18 protein-coding genes and 1 pseudogene are annotated in these 21,423 nt (G+C 57.8%); 10 read left to right on the top strand and 9 right to left on the bottom strand.

Annotated features, from left to right (window positions below):
• The first annotated feature begins 39 nt into the window (after window positions 1-39).
• Both P6U30_RS11710 and P6U30_RS11705 read left to right on the top strand, forming a co-directional pair.
• Window positions 40-1,575 (top strand): class I adenylate-forming enzyme family protein, encoded by a 1,536-nt coding sequence (locus P6U30_RS11710; RefSeq protein ID WP_280973075.1) that lies wholly within the window; start codon window positions 40-42, stop codon window positions 1,573-1,575.
• Between the two features lie 175 nt (window positions 1,576-1,750).
• A complete protein-coding gene (locus P6U30_RS11705; protein WP_407169224.1) occupies window positions 1,751-3,061 on the top strand; it encodes a hypothetical protein in 1,311 nt (436 codons plus the stop codon).
• A 175-nt stretch (window positions 3,062-3,236) separates the two neighbouring features.
• Here the strand turns inward: P6U30_RS11705 and P6U30_RS11700 are convergent, their stop codons facing one another.
• Entirely contained in the window at window positions 3,237-3,620 is a 384-nt protein-coding gene (locus P6U30_RS11700; RefSeq protein WP_348637516.1) for an XRE family transcriptional regulator, read from the bottom strand.
• On the bottom strand, window positions 3,620-3,916 hold the full coding sequence (locus P6U30_RS11695; RefSeq protein WP_280978196.1) for a type II toxin-antitoxin system HigB family toxin: 297 nt from the start codon (window positions 3,914-3,916) through the stop codon (window positions 3,620-3,622). The genes P6U30_RS11700 and P6U30_RS11695 overlap by 1 nt, the downstream gene beginning before the upstream one ends.
• 140 nt (window positions 3,917-4,056) lie before the next feature.
• Between P6U30_RS11695 and P6U30_RS11690 the strand changes: the two genes are divergently transcribed.
• From P6U30_RS11690 to P6U30_RS11680, 3 genes and pseudogenes are all read left to right on the top strand, one after another.
• The gene (locus tag P6U30_RS11690) at window positions 4,057-4,674 is read left to right on the top strand and encodes a hypothetical protein (RefSeq protein ID WP_280973077.1); all 618 of its coding nucleotides are present in this window, start codon (window positions 4,057-4,059) and stop codon (window positions 4,672-4,674) included.
• 8 nt (window positions 4,675-4,682) lie between these two features.
• Window positions 4,683-5,747: an ImmA/IrrE family metallo-endopeptidase gene (locus tag P6U30_RS11685; protein WP_280985596.1), complete on the top strand. Its 1,065-nt coding sequence runs from the start codon at window positions 4,683-4,685 to the stop codon at window positions 5,745-5,747.
• A gap of 99 nt (window positions 5,748-5,846) precedes the next feature.
• Window positions 5,847-6,068, top strand: a pseudogene (locus P6U30_RS11680) (IS1 family transposase); the annotation flags it as partial.
• Between the two features lie 89 nt (window positions 6,069-6,157).
• On the opposite strand, the gene P6U30_RS11675 reads toward P6U30_RS11680, so the two are convergent.
• The 3 genes from P6U30_RS11675 to P6U30_RS11665 form a co-directional block, all read right to left on the bottom strand.
• Window positions 6,158-6,823 carry a 2OG-Fe(II) oxygenase gene (locus tag P6U30_RS11675; protein ID WP_280973078.1) on the bottom strand — a complete coding sequence of 222 codons (666 nt, stop codon included), beginning with the start codon at window positions 6,821-6,823 and terminating at the stop codon, window positions 6,158-6,160.
• 46 nt (window positions 6,824-6,869) lie between these two features.
• Window positions 6,870-7,931 (bottom strand): GFA family protein, encoded by a 1,062-nt coding sequence (locus P6U30_RS11670; protein ID WP_280973079.1) that lies wholly within the window; start codon window positions 7,929-7,931, stop codon window positions 6,870-6,872.
• 2,215 nt (window positions 7,932-10,146) lie between these two features.
• Window positions 10,147-10,587, bottom strand: coding sequence for a VirK family protein (locus P6U30_RS11665; RefSeq protein WP_280973080.1), 441 nt, complete (start codon window positions 10,585-10,587; stop codon window positions 10,147-10,149).
• A 44-nt stretch (window positions 10,588-10,631) separates the two neighbouring features.
• On the opposite strand from P6U30_RS11665, the gene P6U30_RS11660 reads away from it, so the two are divergent.
• From P6U30_RS11660 to P6U30_RS11640, 5 genes are all read left to right on the top strand, one after another.
• Window positions 10,632-11,015 (top strand): hypothetical protein, encoded by a 384-nt coding sequence (locus P6U30_RS11660; protein WP_280973082.1) that lies wholly within the window; start codon window positions 10,632-10,634, stop codon window positions 11,013-11,015.
• Window positions 11,012-11,758, top strand: coding sequence for a hypothetical protein (locus tag P6U30_RS11655; protein ID WP_280973083.1), 747 nt, complete (start codon window positions 11,012-11,014; stop codon window positions 11,756-11,758). Before P6U30_RS11660 ends, P6U30_RS11655 begins: the two co-directional genes overlap by 4 nt.
• A 102-nt stretch (window positions 11,759-11,860) precedes the next feature.
• Window positions 11,861-12,241, top strand: coding sequence for a hypothetical protein (locus tag P6U30_RS11650; RefSeq protein ID WP_280973084.1), 381 nt, complete (start codon window positions 11,861-11,863; stop codon window positions 12,239-12,241).
• 98 nt (window positions 12,242-12,339) lie between these two features.
• Window positions 12,340-12,735, top strand: coding sequence for an N-acetyltransferase (locus tag P6U30_RS11645; protein WP_280980500.1), 396 nt, complete (start codon window positions 12,340-12,342; stop codon window positions 12,733-12,735).
• Window positions 12,736-13,149: 414 nt separating this feature from the next.
• Window positions 13,150-14,514, top strand: a complete 1,365-nt coding sequence (locus tag P6U30_RS11640) for an MFS transporter (protein WP_407169223.1) — start codon at window positions 13,150-13,152, stop codon at window positions 14,512-14,514.
• 513 nt (window positions 14,515-15,027) lie between these two features.
• Here P6U30_RS11640 and P6U30_RS11635 read toward each other — a convergent pair.
• From P6U30_RS11635 to P6U30_RS11620, 4 genes are all read right to left on the bottom strand, one after another.
• Window positions 15,028-15,870, bottom strand: a complete 843-nt coding sequence (locus tag P6U30_RS11635) for an electron transfer flavoprotein subunit beta/FixA family protein (protein ID WP_280973086.1) — start codon at window positions 15,868-15,870, stop codon at window positions 15,028-15,030.
• 490 nt (window positions 15,871-16,360) lie between these two features.
• Window positions 16,361-18,100, bottom strand: coding sequence for a nif-specific transcriptional activator NifA (gene nifA, locus P6U30_RS11630; RefSeq protein ID WP_407170434.1), 1,740 nt, complete (start codon window positions 18,098-18,100; stop codon window positions 16,361-16,363).
• A gap of 268 nt (window positions 18,101-18,368) precedes the next feature.
• Window positions 18,369-19,160 carry an SDR family NAD(P)-dependent oxidoreductase gene (locus tag P6U30_RS11625; protein WP_280978199.1) on the bottom strand — a complete coding sequence of 264 codons (792 nt, stop codon included), beginning with the start codon at window positions 19,158-19,160 and terminating at the stop codon, window positions 18,369-18,371.
• Window positions 19,161-20,209: 1,049 nt separating this feature from the next.
• Window positions 20,210-21,196, bottom strand: coding sequence for a nodulation protein NodZ (locus tag P6U30_RS11620; RefSeq protein ID WP_407169222.1), 987 nt, complete (start codon window positions 21,194-21,196; stop codon window positions 20,210-20,212).
• Between the last annotated feature and the right edge of the window lie 227 nt (window positions 21,197-21,423).

Genomic DNA, 21,423 nt, shown 5'->3' with positions numbered 1-21,423 from the left:
AGGGCCTGATCGCGCATGGACCGATCCAGGGGAACGGAAATGAATCTCGCAACACTGATTGAGCGTAATGCGGCGTTCGCTCCCAACAGGCCGGCGATCCATTTCGAGGGCGAGACTTTAAGTTATGCGGCCTTCAATCAACGGATCGGGCAGATCGCTGGCGCCTTGAAAAGCCGGCTCGGTGTGGATAAAGGCGACCGGGTCGCGATTCTCAGCTTCAACCGGCCTGACTATCTGGCGCTGCTTTATGCCTGTGCACGGCTCGGAGCCATGGTCGTGCCGTTGAATTGGCGCCTTGCTGTCACCGAGCAGCTCTTCATCCTGTCCGACGCCGGGGCCAAGGTGCTGCTTCTCGAGCAGGCGTTCGACGGTCTGCTGCCCGCACTTGCACAGAAATCGCCTGATACCGCCGTTGTCGGGTTGGATTTTGCGCCTCCCGGCGGCAGCAAGTGGGACAGCCTGCTGGACCGTGCCCCCGGCGATGGTCGCAATCCGGGTGCGGACCTCTCCTGCCCGCTTCTCATTGTTTACACCTCCGGCACCACCGGTCGGCCGAAAGGCGCCGTGCTACGGCAGGACGCGTTGCTGTGGAATGGGGTCATGAGTCAGCACATGCATGACCTCAGTTCGTCGGATCATGTCTTGACAGTATTGCCGCTGTTTCACGTTGGCGGCCTCAATATCCAGACAACGCCAGCCTTGCACAATGGCGCGACCATCACTCTCCACGCGCGGTTTACGCCGGAGGCGACGCTCGCTGCATTTGAGCGCGATCGGCCGACGCTTGCGGCATTGGTGCCGGCAGCGATTCAGGCCCTCACAAACCATCCATCATGGCCGACGACGGACTTGTCCTCGCTGAAAGCAATTTGCACCGGCTCAACGATGGTGCCGCGGCATCTTACCGACCGTTTTGCCGCGCGGGGGGTGCCGGTTCTGGAGGTTTACGGTTCGACGGAGACCTGCCCCATTGCTGTCTATACGAAGCTTGGCGGCGATCCTGCGCACGAGGGTTCGAGCGGCTTGCCCGGTCTATGCTGTGAAGCAGCGATCATCAATGATGCCGGCACCACGGTGCCCCCGGATAGCCCAGGCGAGATCGTGGTGCGCGGCCCCAACGTCTTCTGCGGATATTGGGGTGACAAACAAGCAACCGAGGCGGCCCTACATGGCGGGTGGTATCGCACCGGCGACATCGGACGACGCGATGGTGATGGGTATTTTTGGATCCAAGATCGCAAGAAGAATCTGATCATTTCCGGTGGGGAGAATATCTCTCCTGCCGAAGTTGAGCGTGTGCTCAGGGAGCATGGCGACGTCGCGGACTGCGCCGTTGTCGGTCGTCCGGACCCACGCTGGGAGGAAGTTCCTGTCGCTTATGTGATCAAACGAGCTGGAGCACAAATTGAGGCTGAAGCGCTGATCGCCCATCTGCGATCGCAACTCGCCGGCTTTAAGGTGCCGCGCGAGATCATTTTCACAGAAGAATTGCCGCGAACGGCGCTGGGTAAGGTCCAGCACTTCATGCTGAAGCAACTCGGTACGCGATCACCACAGCAAGGCGATAACAATTGAACTCCGTCACCTGGAATCGGCACGGCATCCCTCAACCAGGCACGGACGACGTTCATTCTCGCCGCGATGAAAGTCGCGGCGATCAAAAAGACCACGCGAATTTGCGGCTAGGTGTTTGTCGTCACGGATGGCGGCCCTCTGCGGCCAACAAAGCCAAAAGCGCCCGAGACAGCTGATGCCTCAGATCCTCATCATGAACGCCGGTACGGCTCAAATGTCGGGGACCGACTTGACGGCGATCCAGCTTTCGCTTGCCGCGAAGTCGGCCTGGCGCTCGGTGTGGCTGGCACAGGAGGGTGACTTGATTGTCTCGCCGATCCCCATCCCAGCAGATCTGCTGTCATTCGTTGGCTCGACGCTTAAGTTCGATCCTGCGAGCCTGCTGCTGTTTGTTCCTGAGGGCGCGCACGACCATCCGGTCCTTTGTGATGTCACCCTACAGTCCGATGCTGTTGTCGAACGAATAAGCCACATCGTTCGTCAGAATACACATTGGAAGATATCCGCCTGCTACGCAACTGAAGGTGTTGCCCGGCTGGCCGCCGTGCTCGGCATAGCCAAGGACGGGGACAAGTTCGCTCTTCAGCGAGGGCCCGACCTACTGAATCGCAAGAGCCACTTTCGTCAGTTGGCAACGAGTGTCGCCCTTCCGTTGGCCAATGGATGCGTAGCGACGAGCTCGGACGAACTCCTCGCAGCCGTTACCTGCCTGAGGTCTGAGACCGGCAACGTGATCCTAAAACTGGACAACGGAGCCGGCGGCGCGGGGAATATCGTCCTAACCAGCAAGAAGACCACGCCGCTCCCCGGCGCAAGAGAAACTCGGCGAGTCCATTGGCCGACGTTTGATCCCGATGCAGTTTGGTCCGAGATGACAACACCGTCATGCAGGACGCTGGTTGTTGAATCGTACCACCTGGCTCGGTCCATGTTCTACCTCGAGTTCGAGATCGAGGAAAAAGGTGCAATCACATACGTCAATAGTGGAGACATCCGTCTGCGTCGAAGCAAAGATCGGTCGGAAAGAGCTCTCGTCTGGACCGGACTCGAGCTTCCAAGTGACATGAGCAATCGTCAACGCTCGATCGCTCACGCTCACGCCTATCGATTTGCAGAGTTGGCGCGGACCTTGGGGTACCGCGGCTTGATCAACATCGACGCCATCTTCTCGACGGACGGTCGACTGCTGTTCAATGAGGCGAACGGCCGGTGGGGTGGAGGCTCGGTGTTGCACAGCATCGCAGCCCGGCTGCTCGGTTCCGACTATTCTGATTCCTGCGTGGTTTCGTCTGTACGGGACGTTCGATCAAGCTCCCTGCGAGCTGCAATTGACCATTTCGCCAAGAGGGGATGGCTGTTCGACGACACACGCAAGGAAGGGCTCATTCCGCTCGCCGCCGACCAAGATGCAGGCACGGTAGAGTGTCTGGTGATCGCGCACGACAGGCTGTCGGCTCGCAATTTGCAGTATCGACTACCGAGATAATCCGATTTGGATCATGGCGACTCTTTCCGAGGTTGAGCACGAACGCCCACAAATCGGGTATCTACCGCTGGGTCGTGCCTGCTTGATCTGTCTGGCCCCGGTCGTCAAAGCGTTGGGGCAAGTAGTATTTTGGCCAATTAAGAAAAGGGCGCCGCCTAAGCGGGGCCTTCAAAATTTAGGCGTATGCGCGGGCTAGTTCGTATTGAGCCGTCAGGGCATCAATTGGAATGTTCCACTCCTTGCTAATGGTGCGGATCATTTCCAGCGTTAGAGGTCGAATTCGGTTCAGTATTTCAGATGCGCGATTGCGCCCGATAAGATTGCCGAGTTCGGCTTGAGATTTGCCCATAGACTCAATCGCAAAATGGAGAACGTCTACCGGGTCGCCGCGAGGCGTGGAAAAGTGCCCATCCTCGTACTCCTTAATAAGTGAGGAAAGGACTTCGAAACGATCACCATCGGGCGTGCCTGGAGCGGGCTCTGCCTCGAAATAACGGGTTACTTCGCGGATCGCCCAGTCGTAGTCCTGTTCGTTGTGGAGAGGCCTTACGTCCATCATCACACAGTCTCCGCATTAATTCCGTTGTACTCGTCGTGCGTGCCTACAAACTTGATCAGGCCGGTTTTGAACTTGTAGGAGAAATGGACCACGAGGCGGTACTTGTTGCCGCCGATATCGAAAATGGCCCGATTATCTCCAACAAAGTCCACATTGTTCCCAAATGCCGTCTTCAGGTCTGCTGGGCCACCCCAGTTACCTTTGGAAACGATTTCGTACCAAGTTCCCAAAGGGGTCTCTGCTTGGGGGTACCGCTCCCAAAAGACTTTGAGCGCCCTCCTCGCTATTACGTTCATTGCCATAGCATGTTCCCAATATGGGATCAATTTAAAAATTCCCAACGTGGGAACGGTTTTCGTGGGTTTCGTGGCGGCCTCTTGTAATGTTGATTTTTGTGACCTACTTGTAGGGCGAGAAAATCAACATCGAGGGCTCTATGGATATCGTCCAAGCCATCATACTGCGCGAGCCTTGGGAAGTGACGCCTAGGTTGCAGGAACTAACTCTCCACAAGAATAAGTTGCTAGAGGTTCGTGATATTGCAGTGCACGAAAGGGCCAATGCGACGGCGTTCCATGCCGCCAACGCACCCGGCACGTTCTCATATCACCACGGCATTTGGGCGCTCCGACACCGCTTCGTCGGAGCCGATTGGCGAGTGGATCGGACCAATGGGGTAGAAACGATCCGGAACGACAGACTCAAACTGGTGGTGAGTTTCTGCAACGTCGATCTTGCCTGCGTGGATTTCCATAAACCTCAACCAAGAACGAAGAAAGGAAGCGGTGTTGAGCGAGCATCCGAGCCCGGATTGTTCGAGCAGCTTCCCCAGTATGCGCCGCGTCCCAAAGGGGAATGGCAGTTCTTTTACCTTATGGTCGATGAAAACGGGGCGGCTGAGTTATCTAGGCCTGTGGTGAAAGGCGGTGGATTCACAGCCATGATCGAGCGCATCTATCTATCCTACGGAGCTGACGACGATGGGACTGGGCTCCTGCAAGATACACCGGACGCGCCCGTCGAATTTGATCCGCAGATTGCGCGCAAGCTCTGAGTAAGTAGATGTTCAATCCTAGGAGGCTCAGCCTTGCGCGAATGCGCAGAAGGCTGACAGCGCGAGCGCTTGCGGAAAAGACAGGGCTAGCCGAGTTAACAATATCTCGGCTGGAGAAGGGCACCAACGTGCCTGATGCCGCAACATTCGACAAACTTGTGCAGGCTTTAGAGTTTCCGCGTGAGTTTTTCCTCGACCGTGATCCGGAAGAAATTGACACAGGCGCGGTTAGCTTTCGCAGCTTCACTAAAATGAGCGCGAAGGAGCGCGATGCGGCTATTGCCGCTGGCACGATGGGCTTGCAGTTGAGCGCATGGGTAGAAGAGCGCTTTCAGCTTCCCCAGCCGAGTTTGATAGATCTAAGCTATGAGACCGAGCCGGAATCCGCTGCTGCGGCGCTTCGTCAGCACTGGGGACTGGGCGAGCGCCCAATAGCCAACATGCTGGCCCTTCTGGAAACCAAAGGAGTGCGGATTTTTTCCCTTGCCGAGAACACCGCGTCAGTCAATGCGTTCTCATTCTGGCGAGATAATAAGCCGTATATTTTCCTGAACAATTTCAAGACAGCGGAAAGCAGTATTTTTGACTCGGCTCACGAGCTTGGCCATCTCGTAATGCACAAGCACGGTGACCCTAAAGAAACGAGAGCTGCCGAACGAGAGGCCAACGGTTTCGCGTCCGCATTTTTGATGCCTTCAAGAGATGTGCGGGCCCAAGTTCAAAGACCAATCTCCACGCAGGCGATCTTAGGAGCGAAGTCCAGGTGGCGCGTTTCCGCGATGGCTCTCTCATATCGTCTGCATGCCTTAGGCATGCTGTCAGACTGGCGTTACAAGTCGATCATCATGGACTTGGGCAAATGGGGATATCGCGACGGAGAACCGAATGGCATTCAAAGAGAAACGTCAGCAATTTGGCGAAAGGTGCTTACACAGCTATGGAGCGAGAGAACTACGAAGAACGACATCGCAAAAAGCCTCCATTTGCCCCTTGATGAGCTTGAAGGACTGATTTGGAACCTAGCAGGTCCGGAGAGCCGTCCGGGAGAGAGGGAGTTGCGGGAAGTCAAGTAAATGAATTTTCACATTGACGCTAAGCATAAATACTCGGGGCATGAACAAGCTGTCGCTCCAAACCCGCGTCCAAATCCGCGAGGGGTATGACGCAACCGGCGCAACGTGCCCTCAAAGCCCGTCCAGTGTGATGAAATCTGGTCGTTCAGCTACGCCAAGGCCAGGAATGTCAAGTTCGCCAAGTCAGCCCCGGCCGATGCTGGCGACGTTTGGACGTGGACCGCGATGGATCCAGACTCCGAACTGATCGTTTCTTGGCATGTGGGCAACCGTGGCTCGCACACCGGTACGGCGTTCATGCACGACTTGAAGGCCCAGCTCGAGCCTATTCAGCATGCCAGAGATTGCCGGCATACATCAATCGTCCTCGTCCGGATCCGAATCCGACCGTTCCTCTCAGCTGGCCTGGATTATCCGGCAACTACGACGTCTTCGATCATCCGGCGGTTTGCACCGCCGCGCCTCGAACAAAAGTACACCAATGAGCGGCGTTCCCCGCTATGCACGGGCTTGACCTCGTGGCGGAACTTGCACGTGGTGATAACCACCGTACCTAGCGATGGACGAAATATTTCGGGCTCGCGCCCGGTTGGATATACGACGAACTCACCACCCTCGAAGTCTTTCGCGAGCTGAACAATCACAGAATACTCAAAGTCTGGGTCGCTCTCAGCATCCAAATGAATGCCGACAAAGGACCCAGGCGGCATGCGATGCATTTGGCATCGCCGGACGACGTACTCTGACGATGCTCCGAAGATCTTCTTAAGCACGGAACTACGGTCCTTCCTTTCGAGAAGTTCGATGATCCGCGCTGATGATTTCCCATTTACGTTGCTGGGACGACGGCCGGGGTGATCTGTGCGGAGCCGCCTCACGAACAGATTGTGAGAGTCTCCAGCATCTCCCTGTAGAACCACCTCTTCAGGGATATCTGACTGCAGCTGATTGATCTCCGCCAGGTCGTCTTGGGTGAAGAGCACCCCGGGACTAACCAGGACGGTACCTTTATCTCTTAGCTCGCCTCGGTATTTCGCGAGAGCTTCTTCTATAAGCAGGCTGGATTTATCGTTCATTGTGCACGCCTTTCAGGTTCATTCAACGATTCGAATTTAGGGAAGCCTACTGTATCTGCCATGAGCGGATCGCCTGCTCCCAATTCTCACCGTCGAACTCATCCACTGTGATGCTTTCGATGGTGGTCTTATCCAGGCAGCGAACGTTCACACTGAATCCTGCAGGATTTGACCGCGGCCGGTAAAATGGCTTTACGCCGCAAATCCGACAGAAGGTGTGATGAGCAATATTGCTGTTGAACTTGTATGTCGTTAGGAATTCTTCGCCGCACTCGATTCTGAACTTGTCGCCAGGAACGAGCAGGTGCAGAAATCCGGACATATCGCAGATTGAGCAATTGCAGCTCACTGCAGCTACGTCCTGCGGCGCACGGACGCAAAATTTGACAGATCCGCAGTGGCAGCGACCGTAATGCTCAATCTCGAGCCGATCGTCTCCACCAGGAGAGCCGGATCGAGCGACGTTGCGGCACCATTCCAAGTTGAGGCGGTACGCACGATCGTACTCATCTGAGAAACGGCTATAGGCGTCGATGGGGACCAGTTCGCTGATAAGGCGGCTTGTCATCTCACCATGGTACTTCTCCGCGGGATCCTCTCCACCGACGTGGATTCGGAAATACTCAAGGTCGTCAGAGCGAACATCAAAGGTTTTAACCACACTGCCCCACAGCGCCTGGATCATCTCGGCAGCGTGCAGCTCAAACGCGACCATGTAGGCGCAACGCACTATGGCGTCTGTAGATGACAAGCCATGATACAGCGCTCGCAGGTACCGGCGCGTCGTGGAGCTGTAACTAGGCTGTATCGGCCGGCCGAGCAGCCGCGACGCGTCTCTTCTAAAGAGATTGGCGTGAAAGCTGTCTGTGTCCAGAATATCGGGCAACGCAGCGTTGCCGCCTTTGAGAACGCGACCATGGCCTCCCGTCTCGTCCCAGCAGATGAAATTTGCGACCACGCTGGTTAATTCAACGTCCTTCGGCACGCTTCGATTGCGATGCATTGCATCGAAGATGAGATCGCTTTGTGATCCCGATTGCAGATACGGAAACGCCTGTGACATCGCGAAGTATTCAGGCAGTAGGGTCGCAAGCTGCTCTTTGGACATCTCCGCAGCGAACGGATGGGGGCCGAACCTGGCCCGAGCTTGGTGCACCGGGTGATCGCCGGCTGATAGCCCGGAAGGTTGCTGCATCTTAGAGTGAGAAGCGAGAGACGACGTCATGCGACCCCAACTATGCACGAGAGCTTTCCCTGGATAAGCGGGAAAGACACAAAACAGGAGCTAACCAAGATGGGTGCCTTTCGTTTTCAATAGCTCTGGCGGTTGGCAAGAGATCGTGGTGAGCCAAAGAGACCAGTAGAACGTCGTCCGACATGTGTGCTTGCGGCTGTGATCGCCCGGTCGGCCCATGCATCGCGCGATGCAAGTCCACATGTCTCACGACGTTGTCGCGTTGCAGCGAGTTGCGGCTGAGCTTCGTGGCCAGCGTCTTGGTCAGTTCGACCTCCTTATCGGCGTGCCGCATGTTTGCAGATCGGGACGAGCGGCAGGCAGCAATGTTACTCTCCTATCGGCAGCTTTGCGAAAAGTTGCACGCATGTGAGACGCATTAAGATGAAGGAAAGCGGCGCGCCTCCGCATGCCCTCGCCTCATTCCGCGTTGTAGCATGCTCAGAGCAACCGCCGTGCCAACCCGTCCTCACATTGTAAGACACTGAGTATGCGTTGAAGGTGCGCAACTAACCGATCACGCCAAATGTTTTGAATCCGACAGGATTGATGGGCGGTCAGAAAGTGAACAATGGCGACGGCTAAGAAGCGACGGTTTGCCACTTCCGCTAACCAGAGGTAGTTGAAATCGTGGTGCTCAAAGCGCTGCTCACAGATCACCAACTAGCCCGAGGAATCGGACACATGAACGCACAGTCCACTTGCTGGCGCAGGGGACGCCATTCATGGGGAAACAAGATACGGTGAATTTAGCGCCTGCGCCCTCACGACGAGCAAGAGCCCGATCAGCTTCTTTCACTCATCTGGCGATATGTAGGATGCCCCTCGCCCCAATGAGGCGCTTCGTAAGCCGGCGCGCCGGCTTCACCAGCGACCCCGAGCAGAGCGCGGAAGCCGTTAACGGACAGAATAGCCGAACCGGAAGCTGAACTCGTTGAGGCACGCTTGCAGGTGCTGCGGGCTGACGCCGTGGCACGATGAGCAAGTCCAGTTTCAGGAAAACCGGCGACTCGACCTCGGCGATGTTCCACATTCGCCCAATCGAAAATGTCAAAAAGCGAGCGATCGATTGGAGATTACGCCGGCTGGCGGAGATTTCAGAACCTCCTTGAACGCGTCAACTCCGACGCATTCGATGAGCGCGGTGCCGTCTTCCCACGTACCCATCTCCATCACATTGGCAACGAGCCTTGACATTCCTTCGGACACGACGATGTCGGGGGGGCGTCCACCAGACGTATTTGGCCGCGAGCCGCAGCATTTCTGCGCTTCGAACAGATTCGGTCATTGCGGCGTCTCCAGTGACAACAGTGGCACGACTTGGTGCGGGTATCAACCGGATAGGTATACGGCGCACCTCGCGGGACAAGGCAGGTTTGCAAGAGGAAAGTAAGAACCCGCAAACGACATCAGTGTTGCGAGAGTGCGCGTATATTGCGCGATATTTGCCTTCGCTGACCGCCACAAGCGTCGCGGCGCCCTCGCAATTCCGTCAATTTTGACAATCTGACGGCATCACGGATCTGAGGCGGATTGCCTTCAATTTGATGGGGCAGCGACGGATATTTCCGTCGCCGCCCGCTTGTAAGGCGCCGCCAATCAATAGCAATTTGTTGGGCATGCAGCTCGCACAGCCGACGAGCACGATTAGAGGAGCGGCCCTGGTGGCGAGCAAGCGGCAAGATTAATCTAGTCGCGCACCTCCCAGTGACAACAGGGGATCCAGATCCCGATAAAAGGTGCCGCTCCCCAAGCGAACTCGTCGCTCGAGAGAGCCCAACCGAAGTTATCGCAGATGTCGCGACAGATGACGTCCGCGGCGCAGCAGCCGACATACGCTCATGCCACCTCCCTCTCCGCGCGGTCCGTCCAATACTCGCTCGACAAACACCTCTATGCGGAGGACCACCTGGTCGAGTGCGGCCTCGCCAAACTGAACCAACTTCGTGGCGGCTAGCCGCCACGAGAGGAAGGCCAAAAAACTATCCGGACGTACCTGCGATCGCGGCCACCGAGACATGGCTGCGACGAACGTTTCGCGGATCAGGCTGGAAGAGCGGCACCCGTCGGGTGCGCGGTGCTTCTCCAATTACCAGATAAACTTGGCGCCGTCCGGCAGTTCGCAGACGAATTCGCCCTGGTTCACGACCTCGGTCGCCCCCGCGGCCAGCTTAGCGGCCCGCACGGTGAGCCTGCCTTCGCGGCTGAGGCTGTGGCGGATGTACTCCGTCACCGGGCGTCCGGAACTATCCAAGGTCTGATGCGCATTGGCAAAGCTAATACCATTCTGGCTGGTCACCCTGAAGGCACTGATTACCAGCCCTCCCTGCGTGGCCGGCCCCGGCTTGCCCCCATCGACGGTGGCACAACGACTGAGGTCCAGGATCAGCTTCACATTCTTGCCGGCTTGCAGTGCACTGAGCACCTCAACGTATTTCGGCGATGGTTCATCGGCCTTGGCGATCGGGCTCACGGCTGCAGCCATAAGCAAGGACAACAGGATCGACAGGCCTTTGCCACTGAGTTGCATACTCTTCTCCTCTACAAGAACCATAGACCACGCAACTGGCCGACTTGCCTGATGTCGTGTTCGCGAACATCCTGGCGGATTCCAAACATCAGGAACGTTCACATTCGGACAGCAGCAGCTGTCGCAGCGGCTCGCAAGCGGTTCTGAACCCTATCGAACGTCACGACTTCGTAGGTCAGGTTTGCGAAGTGACGCTGTCACGCCCGCACCGGTTCCGTGCCCGCCAAATTGCTCGCGACGATCTGGCGCATGCTTGCTTCATCCAGGAAGCCTGCCCGACGCGTTCACCGAGCATCGATGCGAAGCTGCATCCCACCCAAATCGACAGGCGACAGCATGTTGTGCGTAGCACAGTATGCGCGGCGATCATTCAACAAGATAACAAGCGTCTGGCAGATCGCCTGCACCGGTTCGGAGCAATCAGATGATCACGCCGGTTCGGCGGAATTGGGATGCGAAAGGGTTATTCAATTCATTGACGCCGGCGATGTTCGCCGCCGAACCACCAGTTGTCCGCGCTCGCTGGGACAAATTGTGGCCAGACCTGTACACGGAATATGATGCAAGGTATCTGCAGGCAGAGCTATCCAATCGCCACTTGATTGCGACCAGCGAAGCCGAGGCGTTTCTTAATGCCTGGACGGTGGACGAGGAGCGCCACACCAATGGCTTCATCCGCATCATTGAACTGGTCGCTGGTGGATCCGAAAGGGATCTTTGGGAGCGACTGGACGCTCGACCGCATGATTTTAGTCACATCACCGAATTTCTGAAGGACGAATTCGCACTGATGGTCGTGATCGCATTCGATGAAATGTGTACTTGCCGCGCTTACGCTGCGGATAAGGATTTCTATGCCGTATTTCAGAACCAGAGCTTCGTTTGTTGGCTGAGGGAGTTGATCGCCGACGAGGCGGTTCATTCGATGAACGCTGTTAATGTTATCCGTGCCCGCTATCGCGGTCGCGTTCGCGAAGCCGGCGCAATTCTCGATCGCCTGATCAGCGGCGTCGTCAATGATCCGACTTATCGTGGCACCTTCCTTCTGGACTACTTCGGCCGGGTGTACACGAAGGAAATGCTTGCCAGGTGCCGCGCCACGATCCTGAGAAATATCGCAAAGCCGCTCACAGCCGCAGAGCAAGACGAACTGAATCGCCCACCCAATTGATCCCGACGCCGTCGCAGCCCACCAGAGCGCGACGAAAGACACCACGCGCGCAGCCCGCTTGGGCCCGCACAAAGACCGCTCCCCCGAAAGCGAACAAGTCAGATGAACCTGGTCGTCCAAGGCGTCGGCGGACTGACCACGCTCCTGCTTCCATTTCACATCACCTCGTTTTCCCGGATCAGACTTTGTCAGCATCGGATCAGGGATGATCTATCGTCGGTCTTGGCCGTGCCGCAGTTGGCCAGTGTCTCAGCCTATAACGGCAGTTCGCGCGGTGCCGACCTGAAGATCGGATTGCGATCCAGCCTCCCGATAACGGACTATCATGTCCTTGGCGAGCCGGTGACTGTTGACGAGCAAGGCGGTCCAGAAAACCCACCTCCGGCGACGGTGCTTGTCGTTGCGATCGTTCGCCACGATGGGCCTTCTGCCTTGAACGACCAGGTTCCGCTTGTTGTCAGCTCACACGGTCGAAGCCAATGAAGGCGTGGGTTACCTATCTTGAGATGACAGATCCATCGAAGGTCATGAGATTTCCAGCGCCAGCGCTGCCGCTCTCGATTACCGGACGGCGACTTGCTGTGAAGGACTACCTGCGCCTATTCCGTCTGGTCGGGGATCGCGTTCAATGGGACCTTCGCACCAAGGCATCCGAGGCCGAGGTAGCGCAGCTGATCAGCGCGCACGACCTGATGACGCTCGTGCTGCGTGTCAGCGATGTTGCCCGCGGTCTATGTGAATTCCGCCAACAATCCGACCGCGAAGTCGAGCTCCTGTTCTTCGGCATCGATGCCCAACTGGAAGGGCAAGGACTTGGACGTTATTTTCTGTCGAAATGCCTTACAATTGCATGGGCTCGCCAGCCAGGCCGGATTTGGCTTCGGACCGACGAGTTCGACAGTCCGAAGGCGGTGAAGTTGTACGCATCCGTTGGCTTCTCGATTTTCGACCGCCGATATGAGGACATCGCCGATTGATGACGTGAACCTTGGGTTGCACCTGCATATTTGGTGTGCAGCTACGTCATCGACGAGAACGGTCACATCCACGCCGTCCATCACAAGATGCACGATCGCCTTGGAGGTTTGACCTGCTCAGGCAGGCCTGATTCGGCTAAACAGCTTGACGATCGCGCAGCTGCGAGAAGTTTGCGCGGGCGGTCGATGATGTGCGCCTACCAACGGCCAAAGCTGCCACTTCCTCCGCGATTGGTTCCTGACGTAACAGAAAAAAACTGGTCTTGATAATCTGTGTAACCACGCGGCAACCGCCGAAAATATGCCGAAAAGATCAGGCGCTGTCCGACCGGTCGGCAATACCCAATCATGGCAATTCCCGGCCCGAATTACAGCTCGGCCGGCGAGAGGGTCTTCCGCAACCGGCCATTTCAGATGGGAAGGAAACTCGCGGTGTCACAAGCGTCCAATTCGCATGCAACGGCCAAGTCGCGCATCGGCGCGATCTTGCGTGCGACCAGCGGCAATTTCCTCGAGCAGTTCGACTTTTTTCTGTTCGGCTTTTACGCCAGCGCCATTGGGAAGGCGTTCTTCCCCTCGGAGAGCGAAACAGCTTCGCTGCTCAACACCTTCGGCGTGTTCTGGCTCGGCGCCCTGATGCGTCCGGTTGGCGCGATCGTGCTCGGAGCCTATATCGACAAGCTCGGACGTCGGCAAGGCTTGATCGTCACACTCTCGATCATGGCAATCGGCACCGTGATTATCGCCTTCTGTCCGACTTACGCGACAATCGGCATCGCAGCGCCCATCATCGTGCTGGTCGGGCGGTTGCTGCAGGGCTTTTCTGCCGGCGTCGAGGTTGGCGGCGTTTCGGTTTATCTGTCGGAAATCGCAACGCCGGGCCGGCGCGGTTTCTACACCTCCTTCCAGTCGTCCAGCCAGCAGGTCGCGATCTTCGTCGCAGCGATCATAGGCTACGTCCTGAACGAATCGATTCCGGCCGAAACGGTGGCCGCTTGGGGCTGGCGCATCCCGTTCTTTCTCGGCTGCCTCATTATTCCGCTAATCTTCTTCCTGCGAAGGACGCTGGAGGAAACGCCGGAATTTCTGGCCATGAAGAAGCATCCCACGACCCGCGAGGTGTTTGCTTCGGCGCTGGCCAACTGGCGCGTGGTCATTCTCGGCATGATGATCGCAATCCTGACCACGACGACCTTCTATTTCGTCACGGTTTACATGCCTACATTTGGCAAGAGTGTCTTGAAACTGTCCAGCCAGGACGCTCTCTTGGTGACACTCTTGGTTGCCGTCACCAATTTCATCTGGAATCCGGTTGGCGGCGCCGTTTCTGACCGAATCGGCCGCAAGCCGGTTCTGCTGACCATTGCGGGGCTCGCGCTGGTGACCACCTATCCTGCCTTGTCCTGGCTCGTCAGCGCGCCCTCGTTCGCCAAGATGCTGGCAGTGGCGATGATGTTCTCATTCTATTTCGGCATCTACAGTGGCACCATGTTGGGCGCGCTTGTTGAGATCGTACCGACGCATGTGCGCACCACCTGCTTCTCCCTGGCCTTTGCGCTCGCGGCCGCCCTGTTTGGCACCTTTACGCCATTTGCCTCGACCTGGCTCATCAATCAAACTGACGATAAGGCTTCGCCCGGCTTTTGGCTGATGTTCGCGGCCCTGCTCGGCATCATTGCGGCACTTACCGTCTATCCCGGAACCAAAAAGCCCTCGAGAGTTACGAAGCCGGCGCGGCCCGAACGACCCACCGGGGCTTTGCAAGCCACACCGCGCTAGCCCCAATCGCTTGGCCGTCATGACGGCCCCTGACGCGAATCGTCAGGGGCCGTCTTGGCGGATGGACTCTCGACCCCGCTCGCGATCGCCATCAGCGCACTGCTGGTGCTGACGCCCGCGCCGCGAGGACACGACCATCATCGCGATCATCGACTTGCTCCGGTTAAGATTCGTGGATCGGTATCGCTGGGCCTCTGACCTGACTGTGGCTCGGCTGGCAGGCGCTCCGTTTCACCTCGCAGAGGTCGGCCTCGACCCGGCTGCATCCTCGGCCTGAAACAGAGCGAACTCATTATCAGGGGCCGACGTATCGCGCCACCTTGAAGTGATGTGATGGTATACCACACGCGCTCTGCTGGGGAGACAGTTCAGCGAGCCGTCATGCGATACAAGAATATTCGCGACCCGCGAGCTGCGCTGTACGCACTGAACAGCCCTTTTGACGAGGGTATGCTCACTCGCCGGCAACGCGCTGCTCCGACAACGTGGCCCATCGCCTAACGATCCTGCGGATCAGACATCGCGGACGAGTGTCGCAAGATCGGTCTCAAGCTTTGGCTGGTGCTTGAAAATGGCATCGATCAACGCTTGCGCCGGCTGCTCGGCCGCCTCCACCAGCGCCGCCTTTTCAGCGCGCGCAGAGGGAGCGAACACACGCTTGACGACGGTCGGCGAGCCCTTGAGTCCGCATTTGGAGAGGTCCTCGACGCCGGCGTCCTGCGCGCTCCATTTCACGATTGACGCGCGAGCGGCGCGCAATGCATCGGCCATTGCACCGCGGCGAATCTGGTTGGTCGCCTCGAGCATCGTAATGAGACATGGCAGTTTGGTCTGCAGAACTTGGACGCCGCCTTCGGAGCGTCGCTCCGCTTCGATCGTACGCGCTGTCAAATCCAGATCTCTGATCTTGGCGACGTAGGTCAGCTGCAGGGCGCCGAGCCGCTTGGCGATGCCGGGCCCGACCTGCGCGGTATCTCCGTCGATGGTCTGCTTGCCGGTAAATATGACGTCTGGCGCGCCATATTCCTGACCAATCTTTTGGATCGCAGTCGCCAGCGCGTAAGTCGTTGCCAGCGTATCGGAGCCGGCGAAACAGCGATCGGTAAGCAGAACGGCGCGGTCGGCGCCAAAGGTCAACGCCTTGCGTAACGAATCCTCCGCCGACGGCGGCCCCATTGTAAGCACCGTGATCTCACCGCCGAGTCGATCGCGCAGCTCCAGTGCGGCCTCAAGCGCAAAGAGATCGTACGGGTTGATGATGGTCGGCACGCCCTGGCGCATGATCGTATTGGTGACTGGGTGAACGCGGATCTGCGCGGAATCGGGGACCTGCTTGATGCAGACGACGGTGTGCATGTTGTTCTCCGGAGGCTTCGACAGCCAACGGGAACAGCAAGTGTCGTACCATTGCAGACTCCAAGAATAGATCAATTAATACAGCGACTTATGAGATTCCAGCATAACCAGCCCAAGCTCCGGCGACGACAGAACTCCGACATTCGTCGTGGGTGCGACAGCAGGTTCGGCCTGCTTGATGTGGAGTTGACCTGCCAGCTACGGCGCACCATTCAAAATGGAATCTGTGTTGCTGGCGCCAATCCCGACGCTGGTCCGGCAGCGGCAGCAAGGCCGCAGCGCCCAACGGACGACAGGTTTGACGTGGTGGGCCGTTGGTGATCGCGCCGCTTTGGCGGCGCTCTCAGCGTCCAGTTAACTACCTACGGGCAGCCTTTGACGCGCTTCACCGCTGCGACTAATCATATGCAGGAGTCCGCGCGAACCCTTGAGCCTTGCTCTGTGCCGACCGCTTGCCTCACTTGATTGCCGTCGCGACGCGCTCTTGCGTTCAGAAGCGCTTGATCTCGACTCCATATTTCCTCAATGCATAGCCAATCTGCCGCGGCGTTAGTCCAAGCAGCCGTGCTGCCTTTGCCTGCACCCAGCCCGACCGTTCCATCGCGGCAATGACGCGCTCGCGATCGGCCGTCTTCCCGCCCGCCACGAGAGCTGTGCCGGCAGCAGGCAGCGGAGGCCGATCATCGCTGACAGGTACGAGCGGCGCAGCCGCTTCAGTGGGCCGCGTGGCCGGCCTCACCGACATTGGCGCAGCAAGTCCCGGTTGGGGCGTCGCCTCTTCCGGCTTGCTCTTCCACAGCATCGCGGAAAGGCATTGACCGTGGCAGCATGCAAAGTCACTCCTGACGATTGAAGGTCCCGGCGCCAGAGTGGCAGTGCGTTCGACGCAATTTTCAAGCTCGCGGACATTGCCAGGAAATCCGCAGTTCATCAGCACCTCAATCGCGCTGGTATCGAACGTCAGCGCGCGGCCGTTCTCCTTGTTGAAAGCGGCGAGAAACTCAACGGCGAGCAGCGGAATATCACTGCGCCTTTCGCGCAGCGCCGGCAGCAGCAGAGGAACCACGCTGATCCGATAATACAGATCGGCGCGGAATTCGTTCCTTACGACCGCCTCTTCGAGGTTCTTATTGGTTGCCGCAATCACGCGAACGTCGACTTTGATGGTCTGATTGCTGCCGAGGCGCTCAAACTCCTGCTCTTGCAGGACGCGTAGTAACTTTGCCTGAAACGAGGGCGAGATCTCGCCGATTTCATCAAGGAACAGAGTGCCTTTGTCGGCGAGCTCGAAGCGTCCCTTGCGCGAACTGAACGCGCTGGTAAACGCACCTTTCTCATGACCGAACAACTCGGACTCCAGCACCGCCTCCGGGAGGGCAGCGCAATTCAGCTTGATGAAGGGCCGCTTGGCACGCGGCGAGAGCTCGTGAATAGCCTTGGCGACCAGCTCCTTACCCGTTCCGGATTCGCCGCGCAGCAGAACCGTGCTGTTAGACTTGGCAACCACGGCAATCTTGTCCAGCAAGCCTCGCAGAGCCGGGCTGTCGCCAATGATGCCCTGAACATGAACCTTCTTACGTTCCCGCGCGGGCGGCTTAAGCTCGAGCAGTTGCTTCTGCAGCCGGTCCTTTTCCGTCATCAGTCGCTCGCGGTCACAGGCGAACAGGCGATGCAGCTTCACTGTCTGCCCGACCAGATTGGCGATCATGGTCAGCAGACGTACGTCGTAATCGAGCAAAACGTCCGACCTGTCGTCGAGAATGCGGTCGATGGTCAGGGTCCCGACGACTTTTGCGTCGATGCGAATGGGCACACCGATGAAGGAGACCGGCTGATTGTCGGACGCCCCAAGCACCTCCAGGTCCGCGGCAGTAAAGGCCGGCTCAGCAGCCACATTTTGAGCGACGAGCGGCCTGTCCGTCGCCATAATTTGATCGATCGCCTTCTGTGGCAGACGCATCCGATAACGCTCATCACTGCCTTCGCTCCAGCCGGCTCCGACCGTGATATCCGGCATGCCATCATCGTCGAACAGCGAGACGATGCCGTGTCGCATCTGCACAAACGATTGCAGCAGATCCACGACATTGGTCAACGTGACTTCGAGCCGGCACGGAGCGGCGAGCACCTTCGATATTTCAAAGATGCCGCTCAGCGCACTCTCGCGCCGCGGCTCAACACAGATCTCGCGGTCTGTCTCTGACTGTGATCTTTCGCGCGCGCAAGCCATATGCAGCATGCGAAGGTCTCCGTTGTTATGATCATCCTGCCTGGCATCTTGTTCGGGTCTGCGAGCTTCGTGTTGCATGTCATGCTCAATCTAGCGCCCAGTTTGACGAGATGACATAGATAGATGACATCCTTTCATGGCGCGACAGCAACTTCACAAAGCGTTGATCCGCCATCTTCATGTTCGTGGATCGCTGCACGTTATCGGCGGAGAACGCGAGATCCATTGATCTGCTCAAATCAAGTTATGAATTGCCGGATCCTGCCGGCTACAGATGCTGGCCGCCATTAATCGGCACCTCGGTACCCGTGACATAGCTTGCCGCATCTGAGCATAGGAAGAAGATGACCTTGGCGACTTCTTCGGGCGTGCCTATCCGACGTAGCGGGATGTTTGGCACAAGCTGGGCTTCCGTGTCCGGCGATAACATCTCGGTCCTGATTTCGCCAGGAGCGATCGCGTTCACGCGAATGCCGTGTGGCGCATAATCGTGCGCCATTTCGCGCGTGAGACTTGCAAGCGCAGCCTTCGACGTCGCATAGGCGCTGCCCGCAAACGGATGCACCCGTGAGCCGGCGATCGAGGTCACGTTGACGACCGAACCTGACGCTGATTTCAGCTCGTCAAACAAACCCTGTACGAGCAGGATCGGCGCCACCAGATTGAGATGAAACACCTGCATCCAGGTTTCGATAGACGTCGCCAATGATGTCAAGCGGGTGCCATCTGGTGTCTTCGGTGACATGCCGGCGTTGTTGATCAACGCATTCAACGGTGTCCCTGCAAGTCGCTCCTTGACCTCGGCGATGGCGCGCGGGAGCATCCGATGGTCGCTGAGGTCGGCCTGGACATGATCGTCAGTCCCTGATTCCCATGGGCACCGGCTGCCATCAAACGGTTGGCGCGCGCAGGAAATGATACGCCAACCCGCGTCCGAAAACAGCTTGGCGGTCGCATGGCCAATGCCGCGCGATGCCCCTGTCAGCAACAGCGTTTTCTGTTCTCCCGGTCGGACGCGCGCTTGATCGGCATGAAACGGGCAAGCCACGCCCCTCACCAAAGGCGCGGTGGCTGCCGGATCGGCATTTGCGAAATTGAGATTCAAGCACGCCTCCCCATCCTTCAGCCTGCTCCCGAATGCATTGCAGGATTTGGGCCACGGCAAGGCAGACGATGTCCGCGTCGGTTTTGCAGCCCAATGTCGCGTTCGCGCACAGCCTGTTCTGTTCCAGACATTGCGCGTTTGCATTCTGACAATGACAAACCGTAGGGCACGCGCCCTCCCCTTGAGCATGGCGGCGCGCGCCATGTGATCCATCCGACGTTAACCGACACATCTTGCCCGTCGCGCGCTATCGAACTCATCTATAATTCGCGCGTGCCCGACAGGCTGCCGGCCCACGCTCATTGACCCGATAGAGTTGGCCTCGCCCGATCGCATCCGCAAGCTGGTTGTGAGAGCGCAGACGAGCTACTTCTGGCCGGATCGGAGTGCTGCGTCAAGAAGGCGCGTCGCCGCAGCTTCCAACCGCGCACGATCGCAAGCACAAATCTGACGCGACATGCTTCTACGTCAGGTTTGCCTACGACTGCGCTTTGCATCGATATGACATTGCAAAGTTTGGTCTGCCGCTAACACCACGAAACGAGGGAGACGTCGTAAAGCTGATCCGCCCGCAACAACTCTACACTGCGCGTCGGTTCATACGAGTGTGCACGACCGTTGCACGCACAGCGTCGCTCCCCGATTTGGCGTCGGAAACCGGCCATTGATACGTTGACGCTCCGGCTTGAGGCTCTTGGATGCCGGCGTCGGACGCGATGCGTAAGATTTCGTGATGGAGACCCGTCAGATCGGCCGGGTCGCGATTGGTCTTTCCGGCCTCGCTTGGTACGCACGCGTTGGCCGCGCGCCATGCATAAGCAAGACCATTTGTTCGCACTCCGTCAGCTTGATGAGGCCGTCGCCTTTCAAGCTACCGCCCCGCCAAAAATCACACTTGCACCCAGCGTCATCTATTGTGAAGGGACAGATTCTCGCAATGGAGGATCGCCGGGGCGACTGACGCGGATGCTGCCGAGCTCACAAATGCACAGCTGTGATCGCCATCAATCGGCACACTCCGTCGCCGGCTGTTCAATCACGATCAAGCGGCTCGGGTCATTTAGATCGAACTCGATCACACGCGGGACGAACAGGCTGGCATAGCGGGTGAACGCGCTGGTCGGCGGAAACCGAACCACAGTTTCGCACCTCGCCAGGAGATACATCTCGATGAGGGCCGAAAAGCCGCCGTCTGCTCCGAGTGTTGCACTATGCAAGGGTCCGGCATGAGGCGCCTGGAACCGCTTTGGGGTCGTGAAAGCATCAGGAAATATACCTGTTATCTTCTCAAGGACGAGCTCACTGTCCGTGCACACGAACACCCGTACGGGTCTTGGGTGAGGCATCGCCTTGGCTTTATCAATCGCCGCACAGACTTGGCGCAAAGCGAGTGTCGGGTCCGCCCAGTAGGGCGTATGTCCCATAATGTCTTCGCCGTTGCCGTGACGGACGTGAACTCCGATGATGCTGCGCCCCTCAAAGTGCTCGCGGTAGATCGCGTCAATCCGGGTCTGCACTTCCGATCGCGGTTTGACACTCCGGAATATCTGCCGCTCGGCGTCAGAATCGCAACGCCACATGAGACAGGCGTCACACACTACCGTATTGGCGTCGGTGTCCTCTTCGCTTTGGAACAGCTTGTCCAGTTCGTCGCGCTCTCGGAAAATCTGCTCATCTGGCCGATAAACGCACTCGATCGGTGGCTTATTCCACCACTGCGGAAAGAACGGGCCCGGAAATGCAAACTGATTGATCCGATCATCGCAAATGACCGGCACACCGGCGATCTCCTGAACCGGCTCAAAGAACACTGGAAATGCATTGGTGAATGGTTGATCGAGATAGCAGGAGCCCCGCCAATCAATGGCAAGCGTGCGCCCGGTTCGCCGCGCATACCGCCACGCTGCGGCCAGGGACCATAGGCAATCACCGAACCCTGTGCGTCGTCGAGAAACAACGAAGCGATCGTTCGTCGAGTTACCAGTGAGCATTTGCTTTGCCTCGTTCCGGGATATGGGTTGGATAAGAGAAGGCGTCGCGGAAGCGGGATTTGCCTATCCCACAATAAATTGGGCTGTCCCCTCGAAGTCCTCCTGAAACCCGCGCGACAAACATCCCAACCGAGCTCCTCACAAGTCTCGCCCGACTTGGCGACTTGCGATCAATCAATCGCGCCTCTCTTGCTTCGTGGCGCCGAGACGGCATGCCCTGGGCTGCG

The sequence above is a fragment of the Bradyrhizobium sp. ORS 111 genome, from assembly GCF_045571485.1.
GTDB lineage: Bacteria > Pseudomonadota > Alphaproteobacteria > Rhizobiales > Xanthobacteraceae > Bradyrhizobium.
The sequence above is the reverse complement of the archived record's forward strand: the minus strand, read 5'-3'. Positions and strand labels throughout refer to the sequence as shown.